This window comes from Fictibacillus terranigra (genome assembly GCF_030412265.1).
Taxonomy (GTDB): Bacteria; Bacillota; Bacilli; order Bacillales; family Fictibacillaceae; genus Fictibacillus_C; species Fictibacillus_C terrinigri.
The window spans coordinates 456245-474280 of record NZ_JAUHLN010000003.1 but is presented as its reverse complement, the minus strand read 5'-3'; the positions used below and the strand labels follow the sequence as shown (position 1 = coordinate 474280).

20 protein-coding genes are annotated in these 18036 nt (G+C 43.5%); all 20 read left to right on the top strand.

What is annotated here, in order from left to right; translation table 11 throughout:
• The first annotated feature begins 35 nt into the window (after positions 1–35).
• The 20 genes from dnaK (at position 36) to QYF49_RS17630 (ending at position 18014) form a co-directional block, all read left to right on the top strand.
• Positions 36–1868 carry a molecular chaperone DnaK gene (gene dnaK, locus QYF49_RS17725; protein ID WP_290400919.1) on the top strand — a complete coding sequence of 611 codons (1833 nt, stop codon included), beginning with the start codon at positions 36–38 and terminating at the stop codon, positions 1866–1868.
• Between the two features lie 170 nt (positions 1869–2038).
• The gene (gene dnaJ, locus QYF49_RS17720; protein ID WP_290400918.1) at positions 2039–3160 is read left to right on the top strand and encodes a molecular chaperone DnaJ; all 1122 of its coding nucleotides are present in this window, start codon (positions 2039–2041) and stop codon (positions 3158–3160) included.
• Positions 3161–3201: 41 nt separating this feature from the next.
• Entirely contained in the window at positions 3202–4161 is a 960-nt protein-coding gene (prmA, locus tag QYF49_RS17715) for a 50S ribosomal protein L11 methyltransferase (protein WP_290400917.1), read from the top strand.
• A gap of 3 nt (positions 4162–4164) precedes the next feature.
• Positions 4165–4917, top strand: coding sequence for a 16S rRNA (uracil(1498)-N(3))-methyltransferase (locus tag QYF49_RS17710; protein ID WP_290400916.1), 753 nt, complete (start codon positions 4165–4167; stop codon positions 4915–4917).
• A 5-nt stretch (positions 4918–4922) separates the two neighbouring features.
• Positions 4923–6275, top strand: a complete 1353-nt coding sequence (gene mtaB / locus QYF49_RS17705) for a tRNA (N(6)-L-threonylcarbamoyladenosine(37)-C(2))-methylthiotransferase MtaB (RefSeq protein ID WP_290400915.1) — start codon at positions 4923–4925, stop codon at positions 6273–6275.
• Between the two features lie 129 nt (positions 6276–6404).
• On the top strand, positions 6405–7070 hold the full coding sequence (gene deoC / locus QYF49_RS17700) for a deoxyribose-phosphate aldolase (protein ID WP_290400974.1): 666 nt from the start codon (positions 6405–6407) through the stop codon (positions 7068–7070).
• A gap of 115 nt (positions 7071–7185) precedes the next feature.
• A complete protein-coding gene (rpsU, locus tag QYF49_RS17695) occupies positions 7186–7359 on the top strand; it encodes a 30S ribosomal protein S21 (RefSeq protein WP_007202240.1) in 174 nt (57 codons plus the stop codon).
• A gap of 14 nt (positions 7360–7373) precedes the next feature.
• The gene (locus QYF49_RS17690) at positions 7374–7817 is read left to right on the top strand and encodes a GatB/YqeY domain-containing protein (protein WP_290400914.1); all 444 of its coding nucleotides are present in this window, start codon (positions 7374–7376) and stop codon (positions 7815–7817) included.
• Positions 7818–8004: 187 nt separating this feature from the next.
• Complete coding sequence (locus QYF49_RS17685) at positions 8005–9339, top strand: NfeD family protein (RefSeq protein ID WP_290400913.1); 1335 nt, start codon at positions 8005–8007, stop codon at positions 9337–9339.
• Entirely contained in the window at positions 9340–10347 is a 1008-nt protein-coding gene (gene floA / locus QYF49_RS17680) for a flotillin-like protein FloA (protein WP_290400912.1), read from the top strand.
• 2 nt (positions 10348–10349) lie between these two features.
• Positions 10350–10751 carry a hypothetical protein gene (locus QYF49_RS17675; protein ID WP_290400911.1) on the top strand — a complete coding sequence of 134 codons (402 nt, stop codon included), beginning with the start codon at positions 10350–10352 and terminating at the stop codon, positions 10749–10751.
• 100 nt (positions 10752–10851) lie between these two features.
• Positions 10852–11136 (top strand): sporulation protein YqfC, encoded by a 285-nt coding sequence (gene yqfC / locus QYF49_RS17670; RefSeq protein WP_290400910.1) that lies wholly within the window; start codon positions 10852–10854, stop codon positions 11134–11136.
• A 21-nt stretch (positions 11137–11157) separates the two neighbouring features.
• Entirely contained in the window at positions 11158–12351 is a 1194-nt protein-coding gene (gene yqfD, locus QYF49_RS17665) for a sporulation protein YqfD (protein ID WP_290400909.1), read from the top strand.
• A 5-nt stretch (positions 12352–12356) separates the two neighbouring features.
• Positions 12357–13319, top strand: a complete 963-nt coding sequence (locus QYF49_RS17660) for a PhoH family protein (protein WP_290400908.1) — start codon at positions 12357–12359, stop codon at positions 13317–13319.
• Between the two features lie 124 nt (positions 13320–13443).
• Positions 13444–15579 (top strand): HD family phosphohydrolase, encoded by a 2136-nt coding sequence (locus QYF49_RS17655; RefSeq protein ID WP_290400907.1) that lies wholly within the window; start codon positions 13444–13446, stop codon positions 15577–15579.
• Positions 15580–15581: 2 nt separating this feature from the next.
• On the top strand, positions 15582–16052 hold the full coding sequence (ybeY, locus tag QYF49_RS17650; RefSeq protein WP_290400906.1) for an rRNA maturation RNase YbeY: 471 nt from the start codon (positions 15582–15584) through the stop codon (positions 16050–16052).
• 1 nt (position 16053) lies between these two features.
• Positions 16054–16425, top strand: coding sequence for a diacylglycerol kinase family protein (locus QYF49_RS17645; protein WP_290400905.1), 372 nt, complete (start codon positions 16054–16056; stop codon positions 16423–16425).
• A 52-nt stretch (positions 16426–16477) separates the two neighbouring features.
• Positions 16478–16876, top strand: coding sequence for a cytidine deaminase (locus QYF49_RS17640; RefSeq protein ID WP_290400904.1), 399 nt, complete (start codon positions 16478–16480; stop codon positions 16874–16876).
• Positions 16869–17777 (top strand): GTPase Era, encoded by a 909-nt coding sequence (gene era, locus QYF49_RS17635; protein ID WP_290400903.1) that lies wholly within the window; start codon positions 16869–16871, stop codon positions 17775–17777. The genes QYF49_RS17640 and era overlap by 8 nt, the downstream gene beginning before the upstream one ends.
• A gap of 93 nt (positions 17778–17870) precedes the next feature.
• A complete protein-coding gene (locus QYF49_RS17630) occupies positions 17871–18014 on the top strand; it encodes a YqzL family protein (RefSeq protein ID WP_290400902.1) in 144 nt (47 codons plus the stop codon).
• The last annotated feature ends 22 nt before the right edge of the window (positions 18015–18036 follow it).

Sequence of the window (18036 nt, the reverse complement as noted above, 5' to 3'; positions counted from 1 at the left end):
TTTAATATTACATATAAAAGTGGAGGGTATGTAACATGAGCAAAATTATTGGAATTGACTTAGGTACAACAAACTCTTGTGTTGCCGTCATGGAAGGCGGAGAAGCTACGGTTATCCCTAATCCTGAAGGCAACCGGACAACTCCTTCAGTTGTCGCTTTTAAAGATGGCGAGCGTTCTGTAGGGGAAGTTGCAAAGCGCCAGGCTGTCACTAACCCAAATACAATCATCTCCATCAAGCGCCACATGGGAACAAACCATAAAGTGGATGCAGAAGGAAAAGAGTATACTCCTCAAGAAATCTCTGCCATCATCCTTCAAAAGTTAAAAAATGATGCTGAAAGCTACCTTGGAGAAAAAGTTGAGCGTGCGGTTATTACTGTTCCTGCTTATTTTAATGATGCACAGCGTCAGGCGACAAAAGATGCAGGGCAAATTGCAGGTCTTCAAGTAGAACGTATCATCAACGAACCTACAGCAGCAGCGCTTGCTTATGGTTTGGAAGAAGATAACGATCAAAAAATCCTGGTATTTGACCTTGGCGGCGGTACATTTGACGTATCCATCCTTGAAATCGGCGATGGGAACTTCGATGTAATCGCAACATCTGGTGATAATGAACTGGGCGGAGACGATTTTGACCAAGTGATCATCGACTATCTTGTTGATCAGTTCAAAAAAGAGAACGGGATCGATCTTTCTCAAGATAAAATGGCGCTTCAGCGTTTAAAAGATGCTGCTGAAAAAGCAAAAAAAGAACTTTCCGGTGTCACTCAAACTCAAATCTCACTTCCGTTTATTACAGCGGATGCAACCGGACCTAAACATTTAGAGGTTTCCATGAGCCGTGCGAAATTTGAAGAGCTCTCTTCTGATTTGGTTGAACGCACGATGGGTCCAACGCGACAAGCCCTAAACGATGCTGGCTTCTCTCCAAGCGATATCGATAAAGTCATCTTGGTTGGTGGTTCTACACGTATTCCTGCTGTACAGGAAGCGATCAAGAAGTTTACTGGAAAAGATCCGTTTAAAGGAGTTAACCCTGATGAAGTGGTTGCACTTGGTGCTGCGATTCAGGGCGGTGTCATTACAGGAGACGTTAAAGATGTAGTCCTTGTTGACGTAACTCCGCTTTCCTTAGGAATTGAAACACTTGGCGGTGTATTTACGAAGCTGATCGACCGTAATACGGCGATTCCTACTACAAAATCCCAGGTGTTCTCAACCGCAGCGGATAATCAGCCATCAGTTGATATTCACGTCCTTCAAGGTGAACGTGAAATGGCTGCTCACAATAAAACACTCGGCCGCTTCCAGCTAACGGATATTCCTCCGGCTCCACGCGGAGTTCCACAGATCGAAGTATCCTTTGATATCGATGCGAACGGAATCGTAAATGTTCGTGCGAAAGATCTTGGAACGAATAAAGAACAATCGATCACTATTAAATCTTCTTCAGGACTTTCAGATGAAGAAATCGAAAAAATGGTGAAGGATGCAGAAGAGAACGCTGAAGCGGATAAGAAGAAACGTGAAGAGATCGATCTCCGCAACGAAGCAGATCAGTTGATCTTCGCTACCGACAAGACGCTGAAAGATCTTGAAGGAAAAGTGGAAGAAGCTGAAGTAACAAAAGCAAATGACGCGAAAGAAGATCTTAAAAAAGCTCTTGAAGGCCAAGATATTGAAGCCATAAAAACAGCAAAAGACGCATTGAACGAGATCGTTCAGCAGCTTTCTGTTAAACTTTATGAGCAAGCTGCACAGGCACAGCAAGCCGCTCAAGGCCAGGAGCCAGGCGAGAAAAAAGCCGATGACAACGTTGTCGATGCTGAGTATGAAGAAATGAATGACGACGAAAAGAAATAATAGCTGGTGATCAGTGATGAAAAAGTCAAAGTCAGGCGAGCATCTTGGCTTTGACTTTTTTCCGTTTTGTCGATTAAATATCTTTTCACATATTTAAAGATCTTTCTTGAAAAAAGAATTGGAACAATGGTAAGATAATTTTTATGTGAAGATTCGGGAGTGGGATTTCTATGAGTAAACGAGATTACTATGAAGTACTCGGACTGGACAAAAATGCATCCAGCGATGAAATAAAAAAAGCTTACCGGAAACTGACAAAGCAATACCATCCGGATGTTAATAAGGAAGCAGATGCAGCTGATAAATTTAAAGAGGTCCGTGAAGCATACGATACATTGAAGGATCCTCAGAAAAAAGCGCAGTACGACCAATTCGGACATGCGGATCCAAATCAGGGGTTCGGCGGATTCGGTGGCGCTGGTGCTGACTTTGGCGGTTTCGGAGATATCTTTGATATGTTCTTTGGAGGCGGCGGTGGCAGAAGAAATCCAAATGCACCCCGTCAGGGATCTGATTTACAATACAATATGAATCTGAAATTTGAAGAAGCGGTTTTCGGCAAGGAAACAGAAATTGAAATCCCTAAGGAAGAAACATGCGGCACCTGTCATGGTTCTGGAGCGAAGCCAGGCACAAAACCAGAGACCTGTACCCATTGTAAGGGATCCGGCCAGCTTAATGTTGAGCAGAACACACCTTTTGGCAGAATCGTTAATAAACGGGTTTGCCAATACTGCAGCGGTACGGGAAAACTCATTAAAGAAAAGTGCGGAACGTGCCACGGTAAAGGGAAAGTAACGACTACAAAGAAGGTTAAAGTTAAAATTCCTGCAGGAGTTGACAACGGCCAGCAGATCAGATTGGCAGGACATGGTGAACCGGGCGTTAATGGAGGTCCGGCCGGAGATCTGTATGTTGTATTCAGAGTACTTCCCCATGAATTTTTCGAAAGAGACGGAGACGATATTTTCTGCGAAATGCCGATTACGTTCGCCCAAGCTGCTTTAGGTGACGAAATTGAAGTGCCGACGCTGCACGGACGCATTAAATTGAAGATTCCAGCAGGTACTCAAACAGGAACTCATTTCCGCATAAGAGGCAAAGGGGTCCAAAACGTCAGGGGAAGAGGCCAGGGTGACCAGCATATCCAGGTGAAAGTATTGACTCCTACGAAATTATCCGAAAAGCAGAAGCAATTGCTCCGCGATTTCGCAGAAATTGGCGGGGATGTGCCTGATGAGCATGAAGAATCATTTTTTGATAAAGTGAAAAGAGCCTTCAAAGGCGAGTAAAGGATCACGAGTAAAGGATCATAGGAATGGAGTTGATAGAATTGAAATGGTCAGAAATTAGTATTCACACTACCCAGGAAGCGGTTGAACCCATCTCAAACATTCTACATGAAGCAGGTGCAAGCGGAGTAGTGATTGAAGATCCGGAAGATTTAATTAAAGAGAGGTCCTCCGTTTTTGGGGAAATCTATCAACTCGATCCTAATGATTATCCTGAAGAGGGTGTCATCGTTAAGGCTTACTTGCCCGTTACTAGCTTTCTCGGAGAGACCGTCGATGAAATTAAAGAAGCGATCAATAATCTAATGACCTATGATATCGACCTGGGACATAATAAGGTTACGATCAGTGAAGTAAATGAAGAGGAATGGGCAACAGCTTGGAAGAAATACTACAAGCCGGTTAAGATCTCTGAAAAAATTACCATCACACCAACTTGGGAAGACTATAAGCCCGTTAGTTCTGATGAAGTGATCATTGAACTTGACCCCGGAATGGCGTTTGGCACCGGAACCCATCCTACGACGGTCATGTGTTTGCAGGCGATTGAAAAATATCTGCAAAAAGACGATGAAATGATCGATGTTGGAACAGGCTCTGGGGTTTTGAGTATCGCTGCGGCCCACTTGGGAGCGAAACATGTACAGGCATATGATCTGGATGAGGTAGCAGTGGCGAGTGCCCGGCTTAATGTAAAATTAAATAAAGTGGCCGGTTCTGTTACTGTAAATCAAAATAATCTTCTGAACGGGATTGAAGGACCTGTTGATCTGATCGCAGGAAATCTGCTCGCAGAAATCATTTTGCGATTTGTCCCAGATGCCGCAAGGGTACTTAAAAAAGGCGGATTATTCATTACATCCGGCATCATACAAGGGAAAAAGAATGATGTGAAGGATGAATTGAAAAGAAACGGCTTCTCAATCGTTGAAATATTGGAAATGGAAGACTGGGTAGCCATCATTGCACGAAATGATGATCCATTATCAAAAGAGGTCTGAGCCATGCAGAGATACTTTGTCTCCCCTGCAGATATGACTGATTTATCCGTGACGATTACGGGTGATGATGCCAACCATATTGCTAAGGTTATGAGAATGGAAGTCGGCGACCGTGTGATCTGTTCTGATAATCAAGGCAGAGTCGCACTTTGCGAAATAAAACAAATAGAACGTGATTCCATCTACACCAGCATCATCGAACCGATTGAGGAAAGCAAAGAGAGTCCGATCCGGGTGACCATTGCCCAGGGAATTCCAAAAGGGGACAAGCTTGAAGCTATTGTGCAAAAAGGCACGGAATTAGGGGCGCAAGCTTTTTTGCCTTTTTCATCTTCGAGGTGTATTGTTAAATGGGATGAAAAGAAGGGTCAGAAAAAAAAACAGCGGCTCGAGAAGATCGCAAAAGAAGCAGCAGAGCAATCTCATCGAAGCCGTATACCGTACGTTTTACCACCTGTTTCTTTTAAGTCCCTATTAAAAAAAGCCGCAGATTTTGACTATAAAATCGTGGCCTATGAGGAAGATGCGAAAATAGGAGAGACCCAGCGTCTTGCTAAGCTTTTAAACGAGATGGCTCCGGGAGTATCTGTCTTGTGTGCCATCGGACCTGAAGGCGGTTTGAGCCAGCAGGAAGTTGATGAGTTAATTGAAGCGGGCTTTATATCCTGCGGCCTGGGACCCAGAATACTTCGTACGGAAACGGCCAGCTCTTATATCCTATCCGCAATTTCTTATCATTTTGAATTAATGAGGTGATTGAAATGCCGTCAGTGGCTTTTCATACATTAGGCTGTAAAGTAAACCATTACGAAACTGAGGCGATCTGGCAGCTGTTCCAAGGTAACGGCTATGAGCGCAGAGACTTTGAACAAACAGCTGACGTTTATGTAATCAATACATGTACTGTAACCAATACAGGCGATAAAAAAAGCCGGCAGGTCATCCGACGTGCCATCCGAAAAAATCCCGATGCGGTCATTTGCGTTACGGGATGCTATGCCCAGACTTCACCTGCTGAAATCATGGCGATTCCTGGCGTTGACATTGTTGTCGGCACACAGGACAGATCTAAGATGCTTGACTATATTGAGCAATATAAAGAAGAGCGCCTTCCGATCAATGGGGTAAGCAATATTATGAAAGCGCGCGTTTATGAGGAACTGGATGTTCCTTCCTTTACAGACCGAACGCGTGCGTCACTCAAGATTCAGGAAGGATGCAATAACTTCTGTACGTTCTGTATTATTCCATGGGCAAGGGGGCTTCTTCGGTCCCGAGATTCGAAAGAAGTTATCCATCAGGCACAGCAGCTGGTGAATGCCGGCTATAAAGAAATCGTACTGACGGGCATTCATACGGCTGGTTATGGAGAAGACTTAAAAGATTATAATTTTGCCATGCTTCTCTCTGAATTGGATGAAAAGGTGGACGGGCTCAAGCGGCTTCGTATCTCCTCCATTGAAGCAAGCCAAATTACAGATGAGGTGATTGAAGTGATGGACCGCTCCGATAAAATCGTTCCTCACCTCCATATTCCTCTTCAGTCAGGTTCCAATACGGTTCTGCAAAGAATGCGAAGAAAATACACGATGGAACTGTTTGCCGAGCGGATCACAAAACTGAAAAAAGCTTTGCCTGGATTAGCGATTACATCAGATGTTATCGTTGGATTCCCTGGCGAAACGGAAGAAGAATTTATGGAAACATACAATTTCATTCGAGACCATAAATTCTCTGAACTTCATGTTTTTCCGTATTCCAAAAGGACAGGTACTCCTGCGGCACGAATGGATGACCAAGTTCCTGAAGATACTAAGAACGAACGAGTCCACCGACTGATTGAGCTTTCAAACCAGCTGGCAAAAGAATATGCTTCCGATTACGAAGGGGAAGTTGTTGAAGTCATCCCAGAAGAAGAGTATAAGGAAGAAGCAGGTACAGGCTTGTACGTCGGCTATACTCCAAACTATTTGAAAGTCAGATTTCCGGCGAATGAGGGAATGATTGGAAAACAGGTGCTGGTGAAACTTCAGAAAGCAGGCTACCCATACAGTGACGGGCAGTTTGTTAAAGTGCTGGATGATCAGGCTTCAAAACAGATCGTAAACCTATAATTGCAAACATATTCAGTCCGGTCCAACCGGACTTTCTTTTGTCTATTGAAAACTCGATTTTATAGTCAAGTTTTGGTAAGATATTAAAGAATGTACTATTGTCTGAAGGGATGATTGATGATGTCTGTTATGGATCTAGCAAGATTAATTGACCACACCGCATTAAAACCGGAGACCACGAAGGAAGATATTTTGAAACTTTGTTCCGAAGCAAAAGAATATAACTTTTTCTCTGTATGCGTGAATCCAACATGGGTGTATACTGCCTTTGAACAGCTAAAAGGATCAGATGTTGCGGTATGTACAGTAATCGGATTTCCTCTTGGGGCAAGCACTCCGGAAGTAAAGGCGTTTGAGACGCGAAACGCGATTGAAAACGGTGCTACCGAAGTGGATATGGTCATAAACATTGGAGCTTTAAAAGGACAGGACTACGACCTTGTAGAACGCGATGTCCGTGCAGTTGTTGAGGCTGCCAAAGGTAAAGCTTTGACAAAAGCCATCATTGAAACATCCTTGCTTACTGATGAAGAAAAAATAAAAGCGTGTGAGATTGCGGTTAAAGCCGGAATCAATTTTGTGAAGACATCCACAGGCTTCTCTACAGCAGGCGCCACAGTTGAAGATATCGCTTTGATGCGCAAGACCGTCGGCCCAAATATCGGTGTCAAAGCTTCAGGCGGAGTACGCGACCGGGAGACCACTTTAGCCATGGTTGAAGCAGGTGCATCAAGAATTGGCGCAAGTGCAGGGATTGCCATCGTAAAAGGCGAAGATTCCAATTCTGATTATTAAAACAAAGCGGTTTCTTATTGACCATTATGGAATGGTATATTATAATGGCAAAAGATATGTGACGCATTCCTGACATGATTTTAATGCTGGAATGGTCTGGAGGGAGGGAAAGAAAATGGCAGAAACTCGTGTTCGTAAGAACGAATCCATTGATGATGCTCTTCGTCGTTTTAAAAGATCCGTTTCCAAAGATGGAACTTTGGCAGAAGTTAAAAAGCGCAAGCATTATGAAAAGCCAAGCGTGAAACGTAAGAAGAAGGCTGAGGCAGCAAGAAAGCGCAAGTTCTAAGAGAGGTGTAAGTTATGAGTCTTCTTGATCCATTAAACCAGGATATGAAACAAGCGATGAAGGACAAAAACAAGCAAAAGCTTTCTGTGATTCGTATGTTGAAGGCTTCTCTTCAAAACGAATCAATCAAGCTCGGGCACGACCTGAATGAAGAAGAAGAGCTCACTGTTCTTGCACGTGAAATGAAACAAAGAAAAGACTCCCTCCAAGAATTTGAAAAAGCCGGCCGTAATGACTTAGCGGATGCGTTAAAAGACGAAATTGTCATCATTACGGAATACATGCCGGAGCAGTTAACTGAACAAGAAGTTAAAGACATCGTCCTGGCAGCAATTGAACAAGTTGGAGCCGTATCTAAAGCAGATATGGGGAAAGTGATGGGAGCGGTAATGCCTAAAGTTAAAGGCAAAGCCGATGGTGCTCTCGTCAATCGCCTTGTCCAACAAAATTTATCTTAAACTCGAACAGACGTCTGAGAGGTTGCAACCTCGAGGGCGTCTTTTTGCATTTCGTTCAATAAGATTGAGCAGATGCAGACCCCAATAACTCATCAAGTTAAATAAATGTGAGATCTTTTTCCAATATTTGAAACTTTTCGCTCGTGACCGCGTATTGATTATAGAGGGTACAAAAGGGGGGACGAAATTGAGATTTGGTCGATTTATTTTTTTTCTTGCAATCATCATCATACCTCTGATGGCTTCAGTTCAACCTGCAAGCGGTGAAGGAAGCGGCCAAAAGGTGTATGTCATCCCTGTTCAGCAAGAGATCGAGAGAGGGCTTGAAGCGTTCTTAAAACGCAGTATTAAAGATGCTGAAAATGCAGGGGCAGACCACATTATCTTTGAAATCAACACGCCTGGTGGAAGAGTGGATTCTGCTAGTAAAATCGCAGAAATAATAAGAGATACGAAAATACCTACGACCGCCTACATAGTGAAGGAAGCCTTTTCGGCAGGAGCGTATATAGCATTGAATGCCGATGAAATTGTAATGAAACCCTCTACTGCGATCGGTTCAGCAGCAGTGATCGACTCTAGGGGAAATACAGCCGGGAAGAAAGCAAAATCAGCATGGATTGCAGAAATGGAAGCCGCTGCAGAGCTAAATAACCGAGATCCAAAGTATGCCCGGGCGATGGCTGATGATGATATGGAAATAAGAGAACTCGGGCTAAAAAGAGGAGAATTATTAACGATGACTGCTAATCAGGCAGTTAAAGTCGGCTATGCCGAAAGGATTGTAAATAACCGTTCCGAGCTCCTTTCTTATTTAAAACTGGAAGATGCTTCTGTAACAAAGGAAAAGCAAAGTCTGGCCGAAAAAGTAGCCCGGTTTGTAACAAATCCGGTCGTAGTCCCGATCTTGCTTTCCGTTGGTTTTCTCGGAATGGTCATTGAGCTGTTCACAGCAGGTTTCGGAATTGCTGGAATCATAGGAATCTCTTCAATGTTTCTCTATTTTTTTGGACACCTTCTGGCAGGGCTGGCGGGGTGGGAATCCATTGCCTTGTTTATTTTAGGCATCATTCTGCTGCTGCTCGAAGTGTTTGTCCCCGGGGGAATTGTAGGAATACTGGGGCTGGCGGCAGTGATTGCGAGCCTGGTGATGGCAGCAGGATCCATAACCTCCATTGTAACCTCGATGGGAATCGCGCTCCTGGTGACAATCCTTGGTGCATTTCTATTCCTTAAGTTCTTTGGATACAAGGGGCCTCTGAGAAAACTGGTCTTGTTTGACAGTACGAGTACAGAGAAAGGCTATATTTCCAGTAAACAGCGTCAGGATCTAACTGGCCGTATTGCGGAATCCATCACTCCACTAAGGCCTTCGGGAACCGCAGAGCTTGATGGTGAATATTTGGATGTTGTGACAGAAGGGTCTTTCATTCAAAAAGGGAAGCCGGTTAGAATCGTAAAGGTTCAGGGATCAAGAATTGTAGTAAGAGAAATGAAAGACTATCATGAAGGAGGAATGTAAATGTTTACAGGCCCAATTGCAACGCTAATTCTGATTGGTATCATAGTAATCATACTGGCCGTGTTATTTACCTTTGTTCCAGTCGCTTTATGGATCTCGGCGCTGGCTGCAGGTGTCAGGGTCGGAATCTTTACATTGGTTGGCATGAGGTTAAGAAGGGTTATCCCTTCAAGAGTCATTAATCCACTGATCAAGGCTCAGAAAGCCGGGCTTAATCTAACGACCAACCAGCTTGAAAGCCATTATCTCGCAGGTGGTAATGTAGACCGTGTGGTCAACGCGTTAATTGCCGCACACCGTGCGGATATTGAGCTCAGCTTCGAACGTTCTGCTGCTATTGATTTGGCAGGGAGAGACGTGCTGGAAGCCGTACAGATGAGTGTTAATCCAAAGGTCATCGAAACACCTTTTATTGCCGGTGTAGCGCTCAATGGTATTGAAGTGAAAGCAAAGGCGAGAATCACAGTGAGAGCCAATATCGAACGGCTCGTCGGTGGTGCCGGAGAAGAAACGGTAATCGCAAGGGTTGGTGAGGGTATCGTATCTACGATTGGTTCTAGCGAGAATCATAAGAAAGTGCTGGAGAACCCTGATACCATTTCACAAACGGTTCTTTCTAAAGGCTTAGATTCAGGCACGGCCTTTGAAATTTTGTCCATAGATATTGCAGATATTGATATCGGAAAAAATATCGGCGCAGCCCTGCAGACGGACCAGGCCCTCGCAGATAAGAATATCGCGCAGGCGAAGGCCGAAGAGAGAAGGGCTATGGCCGTTGCGAACGAACAGGAAATGATCGCAAAAGTCCAGGAGATGCGTGCGAAAGTAGTAGAAGCGGAGGCAGAAGTTCCTTTAGCCATGGCAGAAGCGCTCCGATCCGGAAAACTCGGTGTACTTGATTATGCGAACCTAACCAATGTAATGGCTGATACTTCGATGCGTGAATCCATAGGAAAATCTGCCGATCCGAATGGTGACGATGAACTTCCAGGGAAAAAAGGAAAATAATCATGGAACATATCTTGGATGCTCTCGTAGATTTGATTCCTTTCTTGATTTTTATTGGAGCCGGCTTGTTCGGGTTAATGAAGAAAAGGCTGGAGCGGAAATTTTCAGCCCATCCCAAACGAACGGTCAAGAAGCAAGGAAATGCAAGTTCGATTTCCCAGCCTGATGCGGAAGAATCAAAAGGGAAAGCGTCTCAGTTGCCGAAAGCAGCCTACCAGCAAGCCAGAAAGAGAGCGCAAGAAGCATTTCCGATAGAGCCTTTAAAGAGCAACCGTTATAAAGACAGAAGCGATGAGATTATAACAATGAAGATGAATAAAGAGAACATTGTACAAGGAATCGTTTGGTCCGAGATTCTCGGAAAACCACGGGCCTACAATCCTTTGCATATACGAAAAAAATAACCGGTTATGAAAAGACGGCCAGATTGGGCCGTCTTTTTTTATTTAGGTGTGATAGTTTATCCCACATCTTCATAAAAATGAGATGAGAGGGGTGTTGCGGATGGCAAAGTGGAGACAGCAGGTAACAAAATGGCTTGTGGAAAAATTGGATCTCCCTGCGGATGCCATGATGGATCTGCCCCGTATTACGATGATTGGCCAGTTACATATTTATATAGAGAATCACCGGGGTGTCATTGCTTTTTCAAAAGAGGAGCTAAAACTCCGACTAAAGCAAGGAAATCTTGTGATCAAGGGCCAGGAGTTTGTAATAAAAACTATTTTGCCGGAAGAAATTCTGCTTGAAGGCAGTATAGAAGGTGTCTACTATGACAAAGCCACGTAAAACTGTGGACAGGAGGCTGTTATGAAAAAGGACTGGCTGGAGCCGATTAACAGTTATGTAAAAGTTGAAATACGCGGAGAAGGCATAGCAGAATTGATTAACGCATGCCTCGCACAAAATATCTCGATTTGGAATATTAAACGAACAAATGAGAATGCCGTTTCAGCTTGTCTTTATACGAAGAATATAAAGGGGTTCCGGCCTCTCTTAAAACAAACAGGCTGTAAAATTCGTTTTTTAGAAAAAAACGGACTCCCGTTCTGGGCTGCCAGAATGTGGAGAAGGAACGGACTTATATTAGGTCTTGCAGGGTTTTTGGTCATCCTGTTTTTATTATCCAACATGGTTTGGAATATTAAAGTGACAGGAGCAAATCCTAAAACAGAATACCAGCTGCTGAATGCGGCTAAGGAACTGGGCATAAAAAAAGGGAAATTTATTTTCCTTCTGCCGAACGTCAGGCAGCTTCAACAGCAGCTGACCAACGCTATGGATAATGTGACATGGATCGGAGTAAGCCTGAATGGGACAACCTATAACTTTCAGGTAGTGGAAAAAGAGATCCCGGAGCGTAAAAAAGCTCTTTCTCCAAGACATTTAGTCGCAAAGAAAGATGCGGTAATCTATGACATGTTCGTAGAAAAAGGACAACCTGTAGTTGCTCCGCATCAATTTGTTTATAAGGGAAGCTTATTGGTCTCAGGATATATCGGAAAAGAAGGCAAAACTAAGCTTGTACCCGCAAAAGGTGTAGTATGGGGGGAAACCTGGTATACGACGAATGTGACGATCCCGCTGGAAACAAAATTTCAGACTTATACAGGAAGTTCGATCATACAGCATAAGCTTAATTTATTTGGTCTGAGGATTCCGATTTGGGGATGGAAAGACGGGGAATATAAATCAAAAGAAGTCAGTGAAAATGAAACCCCGCTGAAGTTCTGGAAGTGGACGCTCCCGATGTCCTATATTAAAAAAGAAATCAGGGAAACAGATGGTGTAAAAAGAGTGTATACGAAAGCGGAAGCGATGGACGCAGGCAAGGCTATGGCAAGAAAAGAAGTGAGAAAACTGCTCGCCCATGATGCCAAAATTAGAGAAGAAAAAATTTTGCACCAGTCCGTATCTAATGGTAAAGTAAATTTATCGATGCACTACCAGGTAATTGAAAATATTGCATCTGAACAACCTATACTTATCCAACAAGGAGACTGAGTAGTTTGTCAGAACCCATTAAATTACAGCGATTACAACTAGAAACTCAAGGGGAAGCCCAAGCGCTTTTTGGACCAAATGATGCCTTTCTGAACATTATTGAGGATAAGCTGGAGGTTACGATTGTAACAAGAGGCGAAGATATTTCTGTTACTGGAACATCCGACACCGTCCAAAAAGTGGAGGATGTCTTAATGGTACTCTTGAACCTTATCCGAAAAGGGATTCACATTTCAGAAAGAGACATCGTTTACGCGGTTCAGCTTGCTGAAAGGGGCATGCTTGAGGAAATCACCGAATTATATCAACAGGAGATTACAACCAACGTTAAAGGTAAACCAATCAGGGTGAAGACACTCGGTCAGCGCCATTATGTAACTGCAATGAAAAGAGGAGACCTTGTTTTTGGCATTGGTCCAGCGGGAACAGGAAAAACATATCTGGCTGTCGTGATGGCTGTCACTGCTTTAAAAGAAGGGAAAATAAAAAAAATCGTACTGACAAGGCCGGCGGTTGAAGCAGGTGAGAGCCTCGGATTCCTGCCTGGTGACTTAAAGGAAAAGGTCGATCCATATTTACGCCCCTTGTACGATGCACTTCACGATCTATTGGGAATGGAGCATACAGAGCGGCTTCTCGAAAGGGGCACGATTGAAATTGCCCCGCTTGCCTACATGAGAGGCCGGACTCTTGATGAATGTTTCGTTATTTTGGATGAAGCACAGAATACATCTCCGGAACAAATGAAAATGTTTTTAACACGCCTTGGTTTTGGTTCGAAAATGGTGATTACAGGGGATCTGACACAAATTGATCTGCCGAAAGGAAAGGAATCAGGGCTGAAGATCGCCGAGCGGACACTCAATGGTGTTCCAGGTATACAATTCATATTCTTAAAACAGCTGGATGTAGTAAGACACCCGCTTGTGCAAAGAATTATATCAGCATACGAAAAGACGGAGAAGTAGAAAAAACGTTCGGGTTCATGAAAAACCTGAACGTTTTTTCTTTTTTTATTAAATATACATTCTATGTCCAGTTTTTGTTAATATGAAGATAACAAAAAGGTGAGACAGGCGGGGGATGTTCAAGTTGACGAATAAGATAAAAAAACATTTTCGCATTAAAAAGAGTCTGCAAAATAAATGGAATTTCTTTATGTTTGGTTTACTCGCTCTTATCATCTACGCAAGCCTGCTCAGCAATGTAACTCCCGATACGGTAGATGTCGGGCCGTACTCCATTTCCCCGCGTGATATCCAATCACCCATCACGATTGAAATGAAAGAAGAAACACTGAAAAAGCAAAACGATGCCGCTGATAAAGTGGAGAATATTTATTCCTATGACGAAGACAGTCCGCTGAAACAGGCAGAGAAGTCCAATGAGATATTTAAGGCGATCGAGAAGATCAATGAGGCGGAGAAGGACAATAAAAAAGATAAAGAACCGCTCACATTGGAGCAGAAAATCGATCAGATCAAGGGGATGGTCGGAAACGATCAGATTTCACCTGAAGCCTATACTGCCTTGTTCAATGCTTCACCGACTGAACTTAGAACAGGGAGAGATCTTGCAAGTTCAGTGATCAATGACACGCTTAAAAATAGGATCAGGGTTGATCAGATTGAGTTTTTCCGTGATCGTGCAGAAGATAAGATTCAGCAGAATTCGAATTTTTCGGGCGCGTTAAAAAATGCGGTTGTTGAACTGACGAGAAGCAATATTATCTCCAATTATCTTCTGGACGTGGACAAGACCAAATTGGCAAAGCAAAAGGCTATTGATGAAGCAGAGCCGGTTGAAATTAAAGAAGGAGAGATCATCGTCCGAGAGGGGGACGTCGTTACACCGGAGAAATTCAGGCAGCTTAAGCTGGTAGGACTTCTTGATAAGGAAATTGCCATTTATCCGTATTTGGGCCTTCTGCTTTTTGTTCTGATTTTAGTCATGGGCTTGTATTATTTTATAAGGGAATCTCTAAAAGCTACGGTTCCTCTGCAAAAAAAACAGATAATGCTGTATGTCATCCTGGTCACTTTTTCCCTGATCGTAATGAAACTGACAAGCTTTATTGATAAACTCGAGGTTACTGGTATCTTCTTTGTGGTACCGATCGCTGCAGGGGCTATGATGATAAAAATGCTTCTTAATGAGTTTACAGCCATCCTGTCCAGTGTGTTATTTGCCGTTTGTGCCACCCTGATCTTTAATGAAGGATCAACAGGTACGTTTAATTTTCCTTTAGGCATCTATGTATTGCTCGGGTGCATCGCAGGCATCATTTATTTAGGAAAACGGCATCTCAAAACAAGAATTTTAAAGTCTGGAGTATTGGTTTCCTTCGTAAATATTTTATCAATATTGATCATTCTTTTGCTTCAGAACGGGAAGTACTCCCCGGTTCAAATCGGAGTGGAGATTGGATTCGGCTTTTTATCAGGCTGCCTCGCATCTGTTTTGACTCTAGGGCTGATGCCGGTATTCGAATCCTGGTTCGGCATCTTATCCACAACAAGGCTGATCGAACTTTCAAACCCTAATCATCCGCTGTTGAGAAAACTTCTGATCGAAGCTCCTGGTACCTATCATCATTCCGTTATGGTGGCTAACCTGTCAGAAGCCGGCTGTGAATCGATAGGAGCAAACGGCCTTCTTGCCAGAGTGGGATCTTACTATCATGATCTGGGTAAAACGAAACGGCCGCATTTCTTCATCGAAAACCAGATGAACATGGAAAATCCGCATGATAAACTGACACCGCAATTGAGCAAGACGATCATTATTGCCCATCCGTATGATGGGGCGGAAATGTTGAAAGAATATAAGCTGCCGGGAGAAATTATTGATATCGCTGAACAGCATCACGGAACATCCTTGCTGCAATATTTTTATCACAAGGCAACAGAGATGAGCAACTCCGAGATTCAGGAATCAGATTTCAGGTATCCTGGGCCAAAAGCACAGTCCCGAGAAGCGGCGGTAGTAGGAATTGCAGACGGTGTAGAAGCGGCTGTCCGCTCGCTATCCAAACCGACACCGGTTAAAATTGAAGCGATCATCCGAAAAATTATCACAGAACGCCTGGAGGATGGGCAGTTCGATGAATGTGATCTTACGTTTAAAGAATTAAATACGGTTGCGAAAACACTCAGTGAAACACTAAACGGGATATTTCATTCGAGGATTGAATATCCTGAGCAGCAAATCAAAAAGAAGGTGGACTAATAATGAGCTTACACATTGATTTTACAGACGAAACAGAACGAATAACTCCGGAGCAAACGGAAGAATTAACAAACCTTTTAAACCATGCAGCCGTTATGGAAGGTATCCCTGATGAAACAGAGCTCTCTGTTACCTTTGTAACCAATGAACGGATTCACGAGATCAATAAACAATATCGGGACAAAGATACACCTACGGATGTCATCTCTTTTGCGATGGAAGAAATGGGAGAGGGAGAAATGGAGATTACCGGTGCAGACTTGCCGAGAACACTTGGCGACATCATCATCTCTGTAGAAATTGCCAAAGGCCAGGCGGAAGAGTATGGCCATTCTTTCATGAGAGAGCTTGGTTTCCTGACCGTACATGGATTTCTTCATCTCTTAGGCTATGATCATATGAACGAGCAAGATGAAAAGAAAATGTTCGGCCGTCAAGATCAAATTTTAAACGAGTACGGGCTGACCCGATAAGATGGGGCCATCAGCCCGCAGGTTTGTTAGAAGTTTTGGATATGCCTGGGAGGGAATCAAAGCTGCGGTTTCCGGTGAACAAAACATCAAAATTCATCTTGGTGTGGGCTGTTTCGTTCTACTGGCCGCCTACGCCCTTCATTTTTCAGCCGAGAGGTTTGCTATTTTGCTGCTTGTCATTGGCGCAGTGATCTGTCTGGAAATCATGAATACAGCCTTGGAACGTGTTGTGGACCTGGTCACGGACGATTTTCATCCATTGGCGAAACAAGCCAAAGATATGGCGGCAGGTGCGGTTTTGGTTTTTTCGGTAATTGCTGTTATAATCGGATTACTCCTATTTTTTAAACCTGCCTTACACTATTTCTCATAGATGTCAGCCGCTAAAACAAGAACCGGGCTGCTACTGAAAGGTGGAACTCGAAATGGAAAAAGAAAATTTGATTAAGGAAGCGGTTTCAGCAAGAGAATTTGCTTATGTGCCATATTCAAAATTTAAGGTAGGCGCTGCACTTTTAACAAAAGATGGGAAAGTGTACCGGGGTGCAAATATTGAAAATGCAGCTTACAGTGTAACAAACTGCGCAGAACGGACTGCGCTGTTCAAAGCGGTATCAGAAGGAGACAAAGCGTTTGCCGCACTAGCAGTCGTCGCAGAGACCGACCGGCCCGTACCGCCTTGCGGAGCGTGCAGACAAGTGATCTCAGAATTTTGCCCGCCTGGCATGAAAGTTTATTTGACCAATTTAAAAGGAGACATTAAGGAGACGACTGTGGAGGAATTGCTCCCAGGGGCGTTTTCACCGGGGGATTTAAATGAATAAAACAGGTTACAAATCAGGCTTTGTTTCGATTATCGGAAGGCCGAACGTTGGAAAATCAACATTATTGAATCATATCATCGGCCAAAAGATCGCGATTATGAGTGACAAGCCGCAGACAACTAGAAATAAGATCCAAGGAGTGTATACAACGGATCAAGCACAGGTTATTTTTATCGACACTCCGGGTATCCATAAACCAAAGCATCGCCTTGGCGATTTTATGACTAAAATCGCTCAGCAGACATTAAGGGAAGTAGATTTAATCCTATTTGTCATCAATGCTGAAGAAGGATATGGAAGAGGAGATCAGTTTATTATCGATAGACTGAAGGACATCAAACAGCCGATCTTCCTTGTCATTAACAAAATCGATACCATTCATCCTGACCAGCTTCTGCCTCTGATTGACTTTTACAGGGACAAGGTGGAGGTACAGGAAGTCATCCCGATTTCGGCTCTTCAGGGCAACAACGTCAATACCCTCATGAACCAGATCACAGATTACCTGGAGGAGGGGCCGCAATATTATCCCGAGGACCAGGTAACCGATCATCCTGAACGGTTTATTGTCAGTGAACTGATCCGTGAAAAAGTACTGCATCTTACGAGAGAAGAAATTCCTCATTCGATTGCTGTCGTAATCGAACAAATGCAGCGCCGGGATGACCGTGATGTGGTTTTTATTAATGCCACGATCATTGTTGAACGAAAATCCCAAAAAGGAATCATTATTGGGAAACAGGGTTCGATGCTGAAAGAGGTTGGTAAACGGGCTCGGACGGATATTGAAAATTTACTGGGATCTAAAGTTTTTTTGGAGCTTTTTGTCAAGGTTCAGAATGATTGGAGAAACAAGCTGAGCAACTTAAAAGAATTTGGATTTAACGAAGACGAATATTGATCTTCCATATTTTCCTTCACATGAAAACGATATTTAAGGCAAACCTAGAGGCAAGGGAGTTTTAAAAAACAACGTGAAAGGTGGAGCATTCCGATGAAAGAATTTACCTGGAAGGTATTTTGCGAAACGGGCAGTATTGATACCTATTTGTTGTTTAAAGAACTTGAGGTCGACATGTCAACCAGTGGGGCGCAGCAAGAAGATCAGCAAGCACAATTTGACTCTCCCATCCAATAAGGTGCCTTCATTAAATGACCTG

What these genes read in the sequence shown, in the direction of transcription:
- dnaK (WP_290400919.1), top strand. Translation starts at nt 36, where the DNA reads ATGAGCAAAATTATTGGAATTGACTTAGGTACAACAAACTCTTGTGTT.
- dnaJ (WP_290400918.1), top strand. Translation starts at nt 2,039, where the DNA reads ATGAGTAAACGAGATTACTATGAAGTACTCGGACTGGACAAAAATGCA.
- QYF49_RS17710 (WP_290400916.1), top strand. Translation starts at nt 4,165, where the DNA reads ATGCAGAGATACTTTGTCTCCCCTGCAGATATGACTGATTTATCCGTG.
- mtaB (WP_290400915.1), top strand. Translation starts at nt 4,923, where the DNA reads ATGCCGTCAGTGGCTTTTCATACATTAGGCTGTAAAGTAAACCATTAC.
- deoC (WP_290400974.1), top strand. Translation starts at nt 6,405, where the DNA reads ATGGATCTAGCAAGATTAATTGACCACACCGCATTAAAACCGGAGACC.
- rpsU (WP_007202240.1), top strand. Translation starts at nt 7,186, where the DNA reads ATGGCAGAAACTCGTGTTCGTAAGAACGAATCCATTGATGATGCTCTT.
- QYF49_RS17690 (WP_290400914.1), top strand. Translation starts at nt 7,374, where the DNA reads ATGAGTCTTCTTGATCCATTAAACCAGGATATGAAACAAGCGATGAAG.
- floA (WP_290400912.1), top strand. Translation starts at nt 9,340, where the DNA reads ATGTTTACAGGCCCAATTGCAACGCTAATTCTGATTGGTATCATAGTA.
- QYF49_RS17675 (WP_290400911.1), top strand. Translation starts at nt 10,350, where the DNA reads ATGGAACATATCTTGGATGCTCTCGTAGATTTGATTCCTTTCTTGATT.
- yqfC (WP_290400910.1), top strand. Translation starts at nt 10,852, where the DNA reads ATGGCAAAGTGGAGACAGCAGGTAACAAAATGGCTTGTGGAAAAATTG.
- yqfD (WP_290400909.1), top strand. Translation starts at nt 11,158, where the DNA reads ATGAAAAAGGACTGGCTGGAGCCGATTAACAGTTATGTAAAAGTTGAA.
- ybeY (WP_290400906.1), top strand. Translation starts at nt 15,582, where the DNA reads ATGAGCTTACACATTGATTTTACAGACGAAACAGAACGAATAACTCCG.
- QYF49_RS17645 (WP_290400905.1), top strand. Translation starts at nt 16,054, where the DNA reads ATGGGGCCATCAGCCCGCAGGTTTGTTAGAAGTTTTGGATATGCCTGG.
- QYF49_RS17640 (WP_290400904.1), top strand. Translation starts at nt 16,478, where the DNA reads ATGGAAAAAGAAAATTTGATTAAGGAAGCGGTTTCAGCAAGAGAATTT.
- era (WP_290400903.1), top strand. Translation starts at nt 16,869, where the DNA reads ATGAATAAAACAGGTTACAAATCAGGCTTTGTTTCGATTATCGGAAGG.
- QYF49_RS17630 (WP_290400902.1), top strand. Translation starts at nt 17,871, where the DNA reads ATGAAAGAATTTACCTGGAAGGTATTTTGCGAAACGGGCAGTATTGAT.